Here is a 17,017-nt window from a genome sequence, read left to right on the forward strand (position 1 = left end):
TTCTAAATGAGGGAATAAAGATGGATACCCCTGGTAAACACCAGGGGCTTTTTATTTGGCAGCTACCCCTTAAACGTCAACACCGGACTCAATCGCGCCACAACGTTTACCATTTCTGCCTCAACTTGCACATCAATCACAGACTGAATCGGTTTGTAGGCAGCAGGTGCTTCCTCAATTCGGCGTTCTTCACGCAAGGTGATGCAGTCTACTCCGGTTAATCCCAGTTCTGCCTGACTTTGAGATGCACCTTTGCGACTGAGGTCGAACCGAGAACGAATTCTTCCCGCCCCATGTGAGGCCGAATTACAAAATGCTGGATTCCCTCTACCCACCATCAGATAAGAATAAGCACCCATCGAACCAGGGATAATCACTGGTTGTCCTATATGGGCAGGACAAGCGCCCTTGCGTGTTACCCATCCCTGACCTTCTGGTAAAGTGATGTTATGGGGCAAGTCATAAACTAAAGGTGCTTCCACATCTTTGTATACTTCCCGCAAACGCAGACGTAGCAATTCCGCTAACAGCAGGCGATTGATAAAGCCATAGTTAGCAGCAGTTGCCTCAGCTTGTAGGTAACTGGCAACTAGTTCCGGGTGAGAAGAAGTAGAGAGAGGAAAAATCTGAGAATCAGGGTACTTTAGACCTTTTTGCCAAGTCGCCTTAGCTTTATCTCGCCACATTCCCCCAATATACTTACCCACGTTTCGAGAACCAGAGTGAATCATAAAAGCTAGCTGTCCCTCGCGCACTCCCCAGGCGTGGGCAAGTGGGCGATTTTCAACTTTATCAACCCGTTGCACTTCGACAAAATGATTGCCGCCGCCAATGGTTGCCAGTCCGCCATCGCGTACTAGTCCAGCATCGGGAACCAATTCTTCAGGCGCTAGTTTCCAGTCACCATCCATTGAACCATCTAAGAAAATGCGTTCGCTCTCTTGGGCAAGTTGTGACAAATCAGATTTGATTACACTCCCCGTAGGCTCGTCTAGCATGGCATCCAGCCAACCGGGAACTCCGTACTGAAATAGCGATCGCATTGCTTGAGCAGTCATTGTCACATCACGCGTACCGAAGAAGTAATCCCCCTTCATCCGTTCTACGAATTGGTCGCGCTTTGCCAGGAATTCGTCGATTGTCAAATCAACAACATGCAGGCGCATCCCACAATTGATGTCAGAACCGACAGCACCAGGAATGACTTGACCCACCGTTTCTACGACTGAACCAATGGCAACACCCGCATCACCTGGGTGAAAGTCAGGCGTAGCACAGGCACGACAAACGCATCCACCTGACGGGTGACGGACGCTTGCTAAATTTGCTAACTGCTTCAATGCCTTAGCTTCTACGGGGAAGTCTTCTGGCAGCAACACTTCTGCTACAGGAGCATCAGGAGAATTAACTAAACGAACTGAATAAGTGCGATTGTTATAAGTTACATCTAAACCTTGTCGCTCTAAAGCACGCAGGAGACGTTTAAGATTTTTTGGCTACATGAAAACTCCAAATAAGGTCTTAAAAAAGACCTCTTGTTGTGAAGAGAGGAGGAGACTTGGTTCAGCAGCCGCGTCTCAATTAGTGCAGAAGGTCATTTTTCCAGAACTGTGGGCAAAACAACAAGTTAATTCTGACTAATGTGGTTATATAGCCTTAATAACACACTGTTTCATCAAATGACAAGTGTTTTGTAGTACGTTGTATTTTTGATGGGCAACGGTTACTCAGTCAAACCAAAGTTGTAAATAAATTTGAAGTTTGGCGAAAAACTTTTAAAAATCTCTAGACTCTCCAGCCGGCTAGAGAGTCTAGGATAAATTCAAGGCGACTCTCTTTCCAGTTATTTCTAATGTGTGAGAGATACGTCTCAATCATCCGTTCATTTTATCCCGTAAATCTATGACTCTCCAACTCACAGTTCCCAACATGGCTTGTTCTGCTTGTGCAAGCACCATCACCAAAACACTTCAGGCAGTCGATGCCAATGCTAGCGTTCAGGCCGATCCAACAACCAAGCTTGTCAATGTTGAAACTCAAGCATCAGAAACAGCAATTAAGGAAGCGTTAGCTGCTGCGGGTTATCCAGTTGCTTAATTTTTAGCAAGAAAGGCACGAGGTGGTGTTTCGACTACGCTCAACAACCAGACAGGAGGCAGAAGGAATAATTCTCTGGAGCCTCCTGCCGCGTTAAGTCCCTAATCAAAATTTATGATTTGGTGGCTTGCAATTAGATGGAGTTGAGAGCAACAGATAATATTCCTGCCTCCTGCCTTCTTCACGCTCCTCTCACACCAATTACAGGGGTTCATCTAGTTATGGATACTCTCACACTCAAACTTCGAGGCATGAGTTGCGCCGCTTGCGCCAACAATATCGAAAAGGCAATTCGCTCTGTTTCTGGGGTAATTGACTGCAACGTTAATTTTGGAGCCGAGCAAGCTACCATCAAATACGATCGCTCTCTAGCGAATTTAGAGAAAATCCAAAGTGCGATCGCTGCTGCGGGATACTCTTCCTACTCACTCCAGGAAGAATTGCTCACTGAAGAAGATGATGCCGAGATTGCCAGTAGGCAAGCATTACAACGCCAACTCTCCCTCAAAGTAGCGGTGGGAGGTGTAATCAGCATTTTCCTATTTTTGGGGTCGTTGCCCATGATGACTGGGCTAAATTTACCCTTGATTCCAAGTTTCTTACAAAATCCTTGGATACAATTACTGCTGACAACACCCGTCGTGTTCTGGTGTGGTGGATCTTTTTACCGCAATGGCTGGAAATCCCTTAAGCGCCATACAGCGACGATGGACACGCTGATTGCTTTGGGCACAAGCGCAGCATATTTATATTCTTTCTTTGTCACTGTTTTCCCGAAATTTTTTATTGCTCAGGGCTTAATACCTCATATTTATTACGAAGTAGCCGCCATTGTCATTACCTTAATTTTGTTGGGGCGGTTGCTGGAAAATCGCGCTAGGGGACAAACTTCTGAAGCCATCCGCAAACTCATTGGACTGCAAGCTAGAGATGCCAGAGTCATTCGCGATGGTAGAGAAATTGATCTTCCCATCGCCGAAGTCAGAATCAACGATGTAATTTTGGTGCGTCCTGGTGAAAAAATTCCGGTAGATGGCGAAGTGATTACAGGCGCTTCGACAGTAGATGAAGCGATGGTGACGGGTGAAAGTTTGCCAGTCAAAAAGCAGCCAGGAGATGAGGTAATTGGGGCAACGATTAACGGTGCGGGTGCATTTCAGTTTCGGGTGACACGAGTCGGAAATGATACGTTTTTGGCTCAAATTGTCAAATTAGTGCAACAAGCACAGGGTTCTAAAGCACCAATTCAGCGCTTGGCAGATCGAGTTACAGGATGGTTTGTACCAGCTGTGATTGCGATCGCGATCGCTACTTTCATCATTTGGTTTAATTTCACGGGCAACCTTACCCTAGCAACAATGACAACGGTGGGTGTATTGATTATCGCTTGTCCTTGTGCTTTGGGTTTAGCTACTCCCACTTCTGTCATGGTGGGGACGGGCAAAGGTGCAGAAAATGGCATTTTGATTAAAGGTGCTGACAGCTTAGAATTAGCACACAAAATTCAAACCATCGTTTTAGATAAAACTGGCACTTTGACTCAAGGGAAACCGACAGTTACAGACTTTGTAACAGTCAATGGCACGGCTAATGGTAATGAAATCCAGCTTTTACAGTTAGCAGCAACGGTAGAACGCAATTCTGAGCATCCTTTAGCTGAAGCGGTTGTGAAATACGCCCAGTCTCAAGAAGTGAGTTTAATAGAGGCAAACAACTTTCAGGCTAATGCAGGTAGTGGTGTCCAAGCAGTTATTTCAAATCAGCTTGTGCAAATTGGTACACAACGTTGGTTAACCGAACTTGGAATTAACACTATGAGTCTCCAACAGTATAAAGATGCCTGGGAAGCTGCTGGTAAAACAGTCATTTTGATTGCTGTGGATGGCGAACTACAAGGAATAATGGGTATTGCCGATGCCCTAAAACCTTCATCAACAGCAGTAGTGAAAGCTTTACAGAAATTAGGTTTAGAAGTAGTAATGCTTACTGGAGATAATCGTAAAACTGCTGAAGCGATCGCAAGACAAGTTGGCATCCAGCGAATCTTTGCCGAAGTGCGTCCAGATCAAAAGGCAGCGATTATCCAATCTTTGCAAGGGGAGATAAAGAAATTTCCCAAATCCAAAATCCAAAATCCAAAATCTAAAATTGTCGCAATGGTAGGTGATGGCATAAATGATGCCCCAGCCTTAGCACAGGCTGATGTAGGAATTGCTATTGGGACAGGAACAGATGTGGCGATCGCAGCTAGCGATATCACTCTAATTTCTGGCGATTTGCAAGGAATTGTCACGGCTATTCAACTTAGTCGCGCCACCATCAACAACATTAGGCAAAATCTATTCTTTGCCTTTATTTACAACGTCATTGGTATTCCCATTGCGGCGGGAATTTTGTTTCCCATCTTTGGTTGGTTACTCAATCCAATAATCGCTGGCGCGGCGATGGCTCTTTCTTCGCTGTCTGTTGTTAGCAATGCCCTCAGATTGCGTAACTTTCAACCAAAAACTATCTAATAATTGTAGGGTAATTTAGGAAATGTTCACTCAAAAAACGCTTTGGGGAAGCCTTACAGCTTTAGTGCTGCTCGCAGGAACATCAGGCGTAACATTAGCAGAAGTGCCAGCCCATTCACCAGAGCAAAACAGCGAATTTCATAGTATTGAGCAACCTTTGGGCTTGAAAGTTGGTGTTGCGATCGCAGGTTTCGCCTTAATTGGACTAGAGTTGTGGTGGTTTCTTCTCTATAAAAGTCCTGATTCCTGATTAGTGTCAGTCCTGAGAGGTGTTTTGAATAATCGGACAAATAGTCTTCTCATGATGGTTGCTGATATTCTTCCAGCCTGAAAGTAATCCCTTAATTTCAGAGCGCAAAGTTAACAGCTGATCGATTTGGCGATCGATCTGCAAGACTTTATCTTCAAGCTTTTCTTTGATTTCACCACAGGGAGTTTGCCCTTGGTCATAAACTTGAAGAATATTTCCAATCTCTTCTAGGCTAAGACCAAGATTTTGTGCCCTTTTAATGAATGCTAGACGAGTTAGCACGTCCAATGAAAACTGGCGAAAGCCTCCCTCGGTTCGTCTTAATGAATTGATTAAACCTAAACTCTCGTAATAACGAATTGTTCTGATGGGTATTCCAGTTAAATCTGTTACCTGACCAATTAAAAGCAGTTTTTTATCTTGAGTTAACATGGTAGATTTTCCCAAGGCTTGTAAATATTATTACATATTTTGCTAAACATCAAGTGGTTTGAGAGGTAAGCGAAATATTATCACCAGTATTAGAACTTTTTATCGTAAATTAAAAGGCTTAAGACCCCTACATCTACATGTAGCACCAATTCTAGTCAGGGTTTAAATCCAGATATGAAATGTCTTTAATTTTTAATTTTTAATTGTTAATTTTTAATTGTTAATGGGTAGCTGTTTCTCATGGTACTGAAAGTAACTGTTTTTTTGGAGTTGCCATGTTACTTCTAGATTAACTGCTTCACTTCAAGTGAAACCATAAAAATGAATCTCAACTCGCAGACTTTTAGCTCAATCCGTAAACCTAAAATTTTCAATAATCCAGAGCGTTTTATTGAGGGATGGTATTGGGTAATACCCTCTCAAAATCTGCGGGTGGGTGAAGTAAAACCTGTCACGATTTTGGGTAGAGAATTAGTAATTTACCGTGGTAAAGATAAAATAGTAGTTACCTTAGATGCCTACTGTCCACACATGGGCGCTCACCTTGCTGAAGGCAAAGTTGAGGGTAATGCACTACGTTGTTTTTTCCACCACTGGAAGTTTGATGCTGAAGGAATGTGTACTGATATTCCGTGTTTAGATGTACCACCTTCCCTAAAGTTACAAACTTGGCCCACTGCTGAAAAGTACGGGATGATTTGGGTTTGGACTGGAGAAATACCACAGCAACCTCTACCTTTTGTTCCAGAGTTAGAGCAAAAAGAGTGTGATGTCGCCATCCATTCCCACTTCTTGCTGAACTGTCATCCTAATGTGGTGATGATTAATGCGATTGATGCTCAACACCTCAATACAGTTCACCAATTGCCACTAGAAATTATTTTTGAAAGACACGAACTAAACGAGAATGCGATTATCTTCAGTAATACTACACCCATCAAAGACAATTTCTTTTTGATTAAGCTCATCCGTCTTTTCTACAAAAATGTCATAACTTACAGTATTTGCTATTGGTTCGGTAGCATTGGCATTGTGACACTTGGGCCTGATTTCTTTCATGTCCACATGATGGTTGCAGTTCGCCTCCACGAAGGCGGAAAAACTGAAGGTCAAGTTCTGTTGATGACTAAAAAACGTAAAGGAGTTTTTGGTTGGTTATGCAATCGAGTTGTGCTATGGCTGACTAAGATTGCAGCTAAGTACTTTCTCATGGGTGACATCAAAATTCTTCAAACAATTCAGTTTGATTTGAAAACTCCCATCAAAGCAGATTACTCAATTATGCAGTTTATTAACCATGTTGAAAAACAGCAATCCCTAATGTGGGGGACTTGGCAAGAAGCGCGATCGCGCGATGTGGAAAGCAAGCCCAAGCGTGAGAGATGGGAAGATACAATGAGTAATGACTAACACCATGTTTATTATGACCAAAAGTTCGTCAGACTGCTTGGCCAATTAAATGCACGCATTATAACTATTGTCAACAATCTTTTCAAGAAATGAATCGTTTGTAGGGGTGTATAGATGTACGCCTCTACCAATGTATGTCTAGCAAGTATTTTCCGAGATGATATAACAATTAATAAAAATTAAAAGTTTAACAAAGTTACTTTTTTACTGGATTACTAGATAAATAAAAAGAAGTGGCAAAGCCACTTCCTAATTCCCAGGTAGAACCTAAGTTATGAGTATAACGACTACAAAAAAATGAAATAGTATAAACAAACACCAATTAACTGAATATCTCTATTTTCCTTGTTTCTAGGTGAGTAAATCCTAATTTATATGCACTAAATAACTGTATATTTACATAAGTCTCATAATTGTAATGCAGATTCAAGTTTATCAAGTTCATCGTTAAGATATGCCAGTTTTGCCTCTTCATCAAGAAGCTGCTGTTCTAATTGAAACTTGACTGCCGTACCAGCCTCAATAGCCAAAGCTTTCTTCATCTGCCTTAACTTCTCGCTGCGGATGTCAAACTCTGCCTGAAGTGCGTCTAGTTTTTGTTGCGATCGCCGTCGTTGTCCAGGAGTTAAGCTAGTAGAAACTGGACTAGTTTCAATAGTTGCTGCTTCACCAGATAAAAATTTACTTCCACCTGCGTAATAACAAAGGGGAAAATTATCGCCCAAATCCAGCACTTTATTTACAAACGGGTGTTGCGGCCCTGATGCTCTTTTAGGTACTTGGTGAAATAAGTAAACTAAAATATCAAGAATACGTGCATATCCATCCTTATTCACGGCTCCTTTACCTTGCAAGGCTTCCACCAAGCAATCTGTAAAAGCACTGTAGGGTTGACCTGTGTAAGAATATTCATCTTCTCGCGAAGAAGCAACTACAACTCGACCGCTTCCTGTTCCTAGCACATTTAACAGTTCTGGCGGTAAGGGTGATTTTACAAAGGTTTCTCCTGGTTCCTTCAAAGCTGGAACGCCACTTGCATGACAGCAATCTAATAAAACTACGAGTTTACGCGCTGTAATTGCTTCAATTTTTTGGGTAAATTCTACACCTGAGATAGCTGTGTTTGCGCGTTGACTGGGGTCATAGCCGAATGGTACAAGGAAAGTAGAGTCTTACCGCATCCTGGTTCTCCCTTCAGCAATAACGGTCGTTCCAAGTAAATCGCCAAGTTGACTGCTTCTACCAGTTCAGGATTAGGCAAATAGGGATATAACAACTGTCCATTCGCCCCCCTTTCTCCTAGTTGGGGCTGGATTTTACCTGTATATTCCAAGAATTGTCTCCCTACAGCCTTAACCATTTTTCCTCTTCGTCATACCAATTACAGCCAGACAGGTGACAAATTTCGCCCAATGCGGGTTCTGGAATGCCATTATCACTATTTTTCAATATTGTTTGTACTGTTTCATCTAACTGATCTATTAGTTTAGTCGGCAATTCATCTGCTGCATACTCTAGCCAGTTAGTCAGTTCATCGTCAGAAAATTGATTAATCTCAGGTAGTTTCACAGGATTATCTGGTTTCCAGGTAGGGTCGAGCCGTTCTACAAAAGGAATATTCCAATTACCTACGCAGCCATCATAATCTACTAGGAACATTAATAATTTGAATTGACTCGCTTGCGGGCTAGCCGCCTTAACTTTAGTCGCTAATAGTAACCAGAAATCTCGGATCATCTCTTGCAAAAAAGTTTCCGAAAGGCAATCGACATCATAAAAAATTAATAAAACATTCTGAGTTCGCCACCATTGATAAACTCGTTCGGCAATTTCAGGAATTGAGCTTTGCCTACCTAGACCAACTCTACCACCAAGTTCACGCCACAATGCAGCACTGTCACTCCTCCGAGCAATCCGACTGAGTTCAATTCGTACAACTTTTCCCGTCATAATATTGGGAACATTTTGTACTACTAGCCGATTCAACAACCACCGTTGACCATAGTAAAGTGAACCGTGGATTAGGAAGGCTGCTACTGAATGAGTCTCAATAAATCTCCGAAATGCTCGCGTCTGCTCTCGATAGCCCAATTTCAACAAAGCACGATACACTCTTCCACTAGATAAAGCTCGTTCCAGATCACCAAGCTGCTGATCCAATTCGTTTAGTTCAGCTTCAGTTTGTTCAATTTGCTTTTCTAGTTGAAAGCGAATGAGAGTGTCTGCTGCGATCGCATAATCACGACGCAACCTTTTTAACTTCTCGGCTAGCAGGTCATAATGTTCCTGTAGTGCATGGCGTTTGTGCTGTAGATGCTGCTCGGAAGACATCCAGGTACTTTTTGAGTCAATAATCTTTACTCAAGACGACTAGCCAGATTATCCATCTAGCAATCTGGTTTACTGTATTTGGTTTCAATAGCTGAAACATGATTGCAACATGAGATGTCAGTTATGTAATTTCTTCTGTCAGTAATTTACCAGTTCCAGACTTAATATGAGAACGTCGTCTTCATAGTTACTCTACGCCCTAGCAAGCAAACAGATGTTTAGCATACCACTACTCACTTTGATTCAATACAACGATAATTTCTGCTAGCCTAATTCCCAAAGGTTTCCAGTGGGGATTGCTGGAGGAAAAAGTACCATCCCCTGACACTGCTTGGTAGTCATTGAGAAACTTTTCAGAAGCATTGGGAGCAGCGTCTACTCGGAAAATGATTTTGCCTTGATAACGGGATAATTTACTACTATCTAACAAAATAGTGCCGCCGTAATCCCAACCCAATCCATAGAGTTTAAAATTACCTAATTTTTTACGTAACTCGCTCAACGGGGTTCCCACTCCAATACCTTCGCGGGTTTTCCAAGCTGAACCCAGGTTACGCACATCTAAAGGTTTGGTACGAGTATTATCACTCCAAACTACCAAAAGCGATCGCCCCTGATTTAGATTTAACTGAGTAGCTGCAAAACTACCTATTCCTTCAGCACCAGAGATAGTTTTATCAACGAGATGGGATGCACCAAACAGTTTGACTAAATCCTGCTTGGTGGTTGTGCGTGTTATCGGCCCTACCCTTTCCCCAGGAACAATTAAGGTATCTTTTAAGGGTTGCGATTTAGCAACAGTAATTGGGTGATTGATTTTCTGGGGTAGTGCAAAGGCTGGGTTTGCGGAATAGTTTAGCAGTAAAGCTAAAGTAGCTGTAACAATCCCTTTGATTGATGAATTCATGGGTTTTACTATTGGGTAGCAGAATATGAGTGAGAAGTTCTCATATTTTAACTACTACAAATTACCAATTAAAGATTCCCGATTTTCTAATAACTTTATTTCATCGCTCTAGTCGCGTTTAAAATTGCCAGCATTGCTACTCCGACATCAGCAAATACAGCTTCCCACATTGTCGCTATCCCGAAAATACCCAATCCAATAAATACACCTTTAATTGCTAACGCAAACCCAATATTTTGCCAAACAATTTGCCTTGTTTTTCTGGCGATTTGGATTGCCTCTGCCACTTTTGAGGGTGCATCTGTCATAATCACAATATCGGCAGTTTCGATCGCTGCATCTGAACCTAACCCACCCATTGCCATACCAACATCTGCTCTAGTAATCACTGGTGCATCATTAATCCCATCCCCAACAAAAGCAACTTTACCATGCTTGCCTGCGGTGCTGAGTAACTTCTCAATGGCATTAACTTTTTCTTCAGGTAATAACTCTGCTTCGTAGGTATCTATGCCTAGCTGTTGAGCAACTTGGGAAGCGATCGCTTGATTATCTCCTGTCAACATTACTGTTCTCTCTACACCCATTCCCTTGAGTGCTTGAATAGCAAGTCTCGCATCTTTTTTGAGTTCATCAGCGATGACAATATATCCAGCGTAAATATTATCCACTGCTAGATGGATAACTGTTCCCTCTAACTGGCAATTATCGTGAGAAATCTGCTCTTTATGCAATAGGCGATCGCTTCCCGCTATCACTACTCTATTTTCAATCTTGGCTCTAATTCCATAACCTGCTATCTCTTCATAATCTCTCACCTCAAATTCATCTATTTTTCCACCATAAGCCTTATGTATCGATTGAGCGATGGGATGATTTGAGTGTGATTCTACTTTGGCAGCTAATTGCAGTAATTCTTGCTCATCCCAACCATTTAATGGTACTATTTTCGCTACTTGAAATACACCTTTCGTTAATGTTCCAGTTTTATCAAAAACAACTGTATCGACTGCATTTAAAGTATCTAAAAAAGTAGAGCCTTTCACCAGAATACCACGTCTGGCTGCACCTCCCACACCTCCAAAGTAACCTAATGGAATACTAATAACGAGTCCACATGGACAGGAGATAACTAGTAAAATTAGGGCCCGATAAATCCATTCGGAAGATGTTGCACCCGAAATGAATAACGGAGGTAATATTGCAACTGCTAGAGATATAAAAACTACGATGGGCGTATAATATCGGGCAAATACAGTAATAAATTTTTCTGTTTCTGCTTTTTTACTTTTGGCATTCTGCACCAAATCTAAAATCTTAGCAATGGAAGATTCATCAAATAGTTTTGTTACTTTAATACTGAGAACACCTATTTTATTGATCATCCCAGCTAAAACTGTCTCTCCCAGTCTCACCGTTCGTGGTACAGATTCTCCAGTTAAGGCAGATGTATCAACTTGTGAATTACCATCGATAATTTCGCCATCTAAGGGAATCTTTTCTCCAGGCTTGACAACGATAATATCCCCAATCTTTACTGTTTCTGGTGATACTTTTGTCAGTTCTCCATCTATTTGGATATTTGCATAATCTGGGCGGACTTCCAATAATGCTTTGATGGAATCACGGGAACGACTGACAGCAATATCTTGGAACAATTCTCCAATTTTGTAAAATAACATTACCCCGACAGCTTCGGGTAATTTATGAATTCCGATCGCTCCTAATGTCGCCACTGTCATCAAAAAGGTTTCATCAAATATTCTGCCTCTGAGTATATTACGCCCAGCAGTTTTTAAAACACTCCATCCGCTTAATAAATAAGCAGGTATGAAAAGAAGATATTCTCCTATCGAGTAGAATGTATTGTGTAATTGATTTTCAAAAATTACACCAGGTGCATATAAACTTAAAATTCCTACCAGAGGCAATATCTCATTTTTGAGATTGAATTCTCCACCGTGTTCGTGATTGTGGTCATGGTTATGATTCTCATCATGATTGTGATTATGAACATGGTTATGATTCTCGTGATGATCATGTCCACAGTTGCAACAATCTGAAGATTCTGAATGTACTTTCTGCTTCATTTTTTCTATGCAGGCTAGTAAGTTAGTTGATATATGAGCCTTTTTACAAATGTAATGAAAAAAATAAATTTTTACAAGTTGATATTTTAAGAACGAGAATCTATCTCAAAACTATTGCTAAATATATGTATTATTTTTTGATTCAAATTAAAATTGATAAACTTGTAAAGATAGTGGTTCTGAATTCTATAAAACAATCTAAAATGTAACTTTTGTTCGTAGTAAGCGATTTATCGCTCTGTATAAGAAATTAGAGGGTTGCGTCCGCTAATTACGAGCTTTAATTTAATTAAGCTCTTATACTTGCATCAAGCGAACAATCACGCTCTGGGGAATATCAGCAGATTTAAATTTGCTGAAGTACTCAACTTGCGTCTCAAAGCTAGACATCGAGCATGTTTGATTGCTGAATTATGATGTAACAAATAATTTGCGATCGAACTAGGTAGATATGGAACTTTCCTGAGCAACAAGTGTCTATCTAGCTATTCTTAGGGAAAAGTCACTTGAAGTTTGAAAGTTAATGGAATACCCTAAGCTAGTAGACAATTTTTTCAAGGAAATCTATGAACAAAAAAATTCTTCTGAATTTGCTTTCCAGTTCCTCAATCTTTGTGTCGATGATGTCTACGCTGGTGACATTCCATCCTGCCCATGCAAGTGGTAGTATTACACAGCGATTGATGCACACACAAGATGGTCGTACCTGTATCACTAACCCACATGGTGGAAACGATTTTGTCTGCATTCGAGATTCAGAGAGAAAGAAACCGTATACCTCATCTGGACGTTCCTCGACCATTGTCACATCAGTATCAGATCAAAATGTTGCCATGTTGAATTTTACTGACGAGGAAAGCGATATGGCAATTAAAGTATTTGGCTGCGACTGTCCATTATGTATGAATTCTTTGCGTCAGTTGCAGGGTACTGGAAACTTGGTCTACTAACATTCAATAGCGCTGATAGCGACTATAAGTTTTGTTAGATACACGCGATCAATCACGTATAGAAGATATACAAAACCAAAAAGGCATTTTTAACTACGTACCACTACTATTATTTGGGTAACATTTAAATTTCTTGTTGGGGTAATTCATGAATTGCCCCAACAGCATCTAATTTTGCTTAAGTCCTGAGAGAAAAATACGCAGATAAATTATCAAATATTCTGTGTGCGTCAGAACATCCTATTTATTCAACCACCTCATTCACAGGGAATCTATCAATCAACTGCATCGCCCGATAGGCATTGCGTTGGAAAGAATCTGGCAAATGGGGAACGTGGGGTATTTGTGATAATAAATCCAACGTCCGCCGTAAAATTCTCACCACATCACCTTCATCCAAAGTGGTGTTTTCGCACAGTTCTATCCACTCCATTCCTAGCGCCCATTGTTCCACTATGGCAATTAACTCAAATTCCAACCAGATAGGCAGCGCCACATTATAACGCCGTTGTAGTTGGAACATTTGGCGGCGAATTCCCCGCAATTTTGCCAAGGCTTCTGCAACTTCATTACTGAGGTCAAAGTTAACCTTGCTATCTGGACGGGGCGTTTCCATCACCAAAGCGGCGGCGGCGGCGGCTAAATGATGCGGGTCTAAGTTATCCAATTCGCCGCTAGCGAATACTAAACCTAGCCACAATTCATTCTCGCCTCGAATGGCGGCAGCGATTTGCCCTAATTGTGTGGGAACTAAGTTATCCAAAGCGCCAAAGTGTTGCAGAATTGCGATTAAATTCAAAAACTCTTCCCAATGACGTTGTGATTGTTGCTCTACTTGCCCTTGCAACTGTTCGAGTTCGGCTTCTAGTTCGACATAGCGGGCGCGGCGCTTGAAAAGCGTTGCCGCATTGCCTGATTGATGTAGGGGATGAGCTTCTAATTGCTCTTGGATGGCGGTAGTGCGACTGAGTTGTTCTGCTACTTCTGGGGCTAGATGCAAAGATTCTATCGGATCGGGAATACGCGTGGCGATCGCAAAGCTTTCTTCGTTACCACGGCGCGATTGTCCTGGCTTCAAAGGCATCTCTGGTGGTGGTAATACATTAGGTGGCACTTCAATTCGTGGCAGTTCGGCATACAAATCGACTACATCCCCTGTGGTTGCCACATACCAGCGGTTATCGTGCCCCAAGCATACCAAGTAAGGAGCTTGACCAGAACCAGGTGATTTTCCCACCAAAACTGCCGTTACAGGTGAAGATACTGTGATATTTTTGCCCTTGAGACTCAACAGAGTTCCTGACACTGCAAAGCCCAACATCATCACCAATTCTTCTTGGCGGTCTTCTTGTGCTTGCTCTTGCAAGGTTTTCAATATCTGGCGTTCCACCTTTAGGCGTTGCCGCAATTTTTCATAAATAGCCAGTTCATTTTCATCAACTGCGGCAATTTGCTCATGTAATTGAGCTAATTGGGTTTGCAATTCGGCAATCTCATCGTATTCTGGGCGTAAATGCAAGGTCGCCATGTACTGCCCAAAACTGCGCTCTATCAGTTCCCTGGTTTGCTCTAGGGTATGGGTTTGCAGCAAGTTGAGTACCATGCCATAACTAGGCGTAAACTGGCTTACTAGAGGGTCTGGCTTGGATGTTCCCAAATACGCCGCTTCTTTGGCTCCTTCAAAGGGAGTTTGGACTGTCACCACATGACCTTGTTTATCCATCCCCCGGCGGCCTGCTCGTCCCGCCATTTGCAAAAATTCGGAAGCGTTCAACAGGCGGTGTCCGGTGTCAGTCCGCTTGGAAAGGGTAGAAATTACCGTTGTCCGGGCGGGCATATTAATTCCTGCTGCTAGCGTCTCGGTGGCGAATACTACTTTAATCAGCCCTTGCTGAAATAGTTCTTCTACCAATGCTTTCCAAGCAGGTAAAATCCCAGCGTGGTGGGCAGCAATTCCCCGATACAGGGGGGCAATTTGTCCAGAACGTCCGGCTTCAGGATTGCGGGCTAAAAAGTCATCAATTTGTTGCCGCAAAATCTGAGACTCTTCATTATTTACCAGCCATAAATCACCCACTTCCGCCACCGCTTTATCACATCCCCGGCGGCTGAAGATAAAGTAAATTGCTGGTAGCATATCCCGTTGCTCTAACTGGCTCAAGGTATAAATTATACCAGGAGCCTCTGGTCTGCCATTTCTGCCCCTATCCCTTTCTCCCCCTTTCCCCTTTTTCTTCTGAAGTCGAGGGTTAATTTTGGTTTTACTATCATTCAGCAGGGGAAATAACCCTTTAGGATTGCAAAAGTGAAATTCTAAGGGGACTGGGCGAAAATCGGAGTAAATTAGGTCAGTTGGCCCGTGAACGCGATTTAGCCAGTCGGTGAGTTGATCGCTATTGGCAACCGTTGCTGAGAGGGCTGCCAGTTGCACTTCACGAGGACAATAGATGATTGATTCTTCCCAAACTGTACCGCGCTGGCGATCGTTCATGTAGTGGCACTCATCAAGGATCACTGCTTCAACATCTACTAATGAGATGCCGATTTGCCCAATGGGTGTGCCATAGAGCATATTTCGGAAAATTTCTGTGGTCATCACCAAAATCGGTGCATCTCTGTTAATGGAAGCATCTCCAGTTAACAGTCCGACTCGATCGAACCCGAATTTTTCTCGAAAGTCACGTAATTTTTGATTCGACAGCGCCTTCAGGGGAGTAGTATAAAACACGCGTTTTCCTCGCGCTAGGGCGCGATAAATGGCGTATTCCCCGACTAATGTTTTGCCCGAACCTGTGGGGGCACATACGACTACGGAGCGCCCAGCGTTCAGGGACGCGATCGCTTCTTTTTGAAACTGATCCAGTTCAAAGGGAAATATAAACCCTAAGTCAAGTTCTGGAGACGGTGCAGGATAATTCACTCAATCACATTTGCAACCAGATTGTTTACTATACTAACGAGTCTTTTGTCAACTTCGTTAGTGGTCATTTGTCATTTGTCCTTTGTCTTTTGTCTAAAACTAATGACCAATGACAAATGACAAATGACTCTTATCTATTTTCCCAGTTCTTGCGATCGCTCTGTGGCAGCTTTGACTGCTTCAATTAAAGCTGAACGAAATCCTGCCTGTTCTAGCTTGGCAATCCCCGCAATGGTTGTACCGCCGGGACTGGTAACACGATCTTTGAGTTCTGCTGGGTGTATTTTGGTTTCCTGCAACAGTTTTGCTGTTCCTAGTACGGTTTGCAAGGCTAGTTGATTGGCAATTGTTCTAGGTAAACCTGCGGCTACTCCGCCATCTGCAAGTGCTTCTACCATGAGCGCCACGTAAGCGGGGCCGCTACCAGATAGCCCTGTAACTGCATCCATCAGCCCTTCTGAAATTTCCACGACTTCACCGACAGCAGCAAAAACTTGCTGTGCTATTTGGTAATGCTTGGCATTAGTATATGCACCTAAACAAATCGCAGTAACTCCTGCTCCCACTGTTGCCGGGGTGTTGGGCATTGCTCTAATCACTGGCAATTGCACAAATGCAGCTTCTAGCTGACTTAAAGGCACACCCGCCAAAATAGAAATGATTAGAGGTGTATGTTCTCTATTAAGAATATCAATATCTGCTAATTCTTGAGCGATCGCGCTAAACACCTGCGGTTTTACTGCCAAAAATAGAACTTCTTTTGCTTCAGTGAAAACCTGGCTATTATCTGTCGTTACAGCAACACCGTATTGCTGCTTTAAAAAATCTAGGCGTGAAGATAGTGGTTCGCTAACTATGACTTCTGATGATTGATAAATTCCACGCGCGATCAGGCGGGATAAGAGCGCTTCTCCCATTACCCCACCACCAATTAAGCCAAATTTTATAGTCATTAGTCATTAGTCATTAGTGAGCCAGCGCGGTCTTGGGGGTTTCCCCCATGAGTGACTGGCGAACCCGTAAGGGTCATTGGTCATTAGTCATTAGTCGTTTGTCATTTGTCACCATGAGCAAAACCCAGGACAAATGACAAAGGACAAAGGACTAACTACTA

Annotated in this window: 14 protein-coding genes; 5 read left to right on the forward strand and 9 right to left on the reverse strand. The window is 42.5% G+C overall.

The genetic code is table 11. The features are described from left to right. Positions 1 to 62 precede the first annotated feature (62 nt). A complete protein-coding gene (locus RMX89_RS15830; RefSeq protein WP_416211987.1) occupies positions 63 to 1,475 on the reverse strand; it encodes an RtcB family protein in 1,413 nt (470 codons plus the stop codon). A gap of 427 nt (positions 1,476 to 1,902) precedes the next feature. Here RMX89_RS15830 and RMX89_RS15835 point away from each other — a divergent pair, with 427 nt between their 5' ends. The 3 genes from RMX89_RS15835 to RMX89_RS15845 all read left to right on the forward strand — a co-directional run bounded on the left by RMX89_RS15835 (position 1,903) and on the right by RMX89_RS15845 (position 4,863). Beyond that, positions 1,903 to 2,097 carry a heavy-metal-associated domain-containing protein gene (locus RMX89_RS15835; protein ID WP_322672151.1) on the forward strand — a complete coding sequence of 65 codons (195 nt, stop codon included), beginning with the start codon at positions 1,903 to 1,905 and terminating at the stop codon, positions 2,095 to 2,097. A 221-nt stretch (positions 2,098 to 2,318) separates the two neighbouring features. Next, the gene (locus RMX89_RS15840; protein WP_322689563.1) at positions 2,319 to 4,613 is read left to right on the forward strand and encodes a heavy metal translocating P-type ATPase; all 2,295 of its coding nucleotides are present in this window, start codon (positions 2,319 to 2,321) and stop codon (positions 4,611 to 4,613) included. Between the two features lie 22 nt (positions 4,614 to 4,635). Then, positions 4,636 to 4,863, forward strand: a complete 228-nt coding sequence (locus tag RMX89_RS15845; RefSeq protein ID WP_322689564.1) for a hypothetical protein — start codon at positions 4,636 to 4,638, stop codon at positions 4,861 to 4,863. Positions 4,864 to 4,869: 6 nt separating this feature from the next. On the opposite strand, the gene RMX89_RS15850 is transcribed toward RMX89_RS15845, so the two are convergent. Beyond that, a complete protein-coding gene (locus RMX89_RS15850; RefSeq protein ID WP_322672154.1) occupies positions 4,870 to 5,295 on the reverse strand; it encodes a heavy metal-responsive transcriptional regulator in 426 nt (141 codons plus the stop codon). 321 nt (positions 5,296 to 5,616) lie between these two features. On the opposite strand from RMX89_RS15850, the gene RMX89_RS15855 reads away from it, so the two are divergent. Further along, positions 5,617 to 6,705: an aromatic ring-hydroxylating dioxygenase subunit alpha gene (locus RMX89_RS15855; RefSeq protein ID WP_322689565.1), complete on the forward strand. Its 1,089-nt coding sequence runs from the start codon at positions 5,617 to 5,619 to the stop codon at positions 6,703 to 6,705. 407 nt (positions 6,706 to 7,112) lie between these two features. On the opposite strand, the gene RMX89_RS15860 is transcribed toward RMX89_RS15855, so the two are convergent. The 5 genes from RMX89_RS15860 to RMX89_RS15880 form a co-directional block, all read right to left on the reverse strand. Then, the gene (locus tag RMX89_RS15860; protein ID WP_322689584.1) at positions 7,113 to 7,820 is read right to left on the reverse strand and encodes a caspase family protein; all 708 of its coding nucleotides are present in this window, start codon (positions 7,818 to 7,820) and stop codon (positions 7,113 to 7,115) included. Further along, entirely contained in the window at positions 7,808 to 8,065 is a 258-nt protein-coding gene (locus RMX89_RS15865) for a hypothetical protein (protein WP_322689566.1), read from the reverse strand. Before RMX89_RS15865 ends, RMX89_RS15860 begins: the two co-directional genes overlap by 13 nt. Next, complete coding sequence (locus RMX89_RS15870) at positions 8,050 to 9,036, reverse strand: hypothetical protein (RefSeq protein ID WP_322689567.1); 987 nt, start codon at positions 9,034 to 9,036, stop codon at positions 8,050 to 8,052. The genes RMX89_RS15865 and RMX89_RS15870 overlap by 16 nt, the downstream gene beginning before the upstream one ends. A 229-nt stretch (positions 9,037 to 9,265) precedes the next feature. Continuing rightward, positions 9,266 to 9,943: a hypothetical protein gene (locus RMX89_RS15875; protein WP_322689568.1), complete on the reverse strand. Its 678-nt coding sequence runs from the start codon at positions 9,941 to 9,943 to the stop codon at positions 9,266 to 9,268. A gap of 95 nt (positions 9,944 to 10,038) precedes the next feature. Then, positions 10,039 to 12,033, reverse strand: coding sequence for a heavy metal translocating P-type ATPase (locus RMX89_RS15880; RefSeq protein WP_322689569.1), 1,995 nt, complete (start codon positions 12,031 to 12,033; stop codon positions 10,039 to 10,041). A 566-nt stretch (positions 12,034 to 12,599) separates the two neighbouring features. On the opposite strand from RMX89_RS15880, the gene RMX89_RS15885 reads away from it, so the two are divergent. Next, positions 12,600 to 12,983, forward strand: a complete 384-nt coding sequence (locus RMX89_RS15885; RefSeq protein WP_322676543.1) for a hypothetical protein — start codon at positions 12,600 to 12,602, stop codon at positions 12,981 to 12,983. Positions 12,984 to 13,227: 244 nt separating this feature from the next. On the opposite strand, the gene RMX89_RS15890 is transcribed toward RMX89_RS15885, so the two are convergent. Beyond that, positions 13,228 to 15,903, reverse strand: a complete 2,676-nt coding sequence (locus tag RMX89_RS15890; protein WP_322689570.1) for an RNA helicase — start codon at positions 15,901 to 15,903, stop codon at positions 13,228 to 13,230. Positions 15,904 to 16,037: 134 nt separating this feature from the next. Continuing rightward, on the reverse strand, positions 16,038 to 16,856 hold the full coding sequence (gene proC, locus RMX89_RS15895) for a pyrroline-5-carboxylate reductase (RefSeq protein WP_322689571.1): 819 nt from the start codon (positions 16,854 to 16,856) through the stop codon (positions 16,038 to 16,040). Between the last annotated feature and the right edge of the window lie 161 nt (positions 16,857 to 17,017).

Origin of the sequence: Nostoc sp. DedSLP04 (genome assembly GCF_034530775.1) — a bacterium.
Classification (GTDB): domain Bacteria; phylum Cyanobacteriota; class Cyanobacteriia; order Cyanobacteriales; family Nostocaceae; genus Nostoc.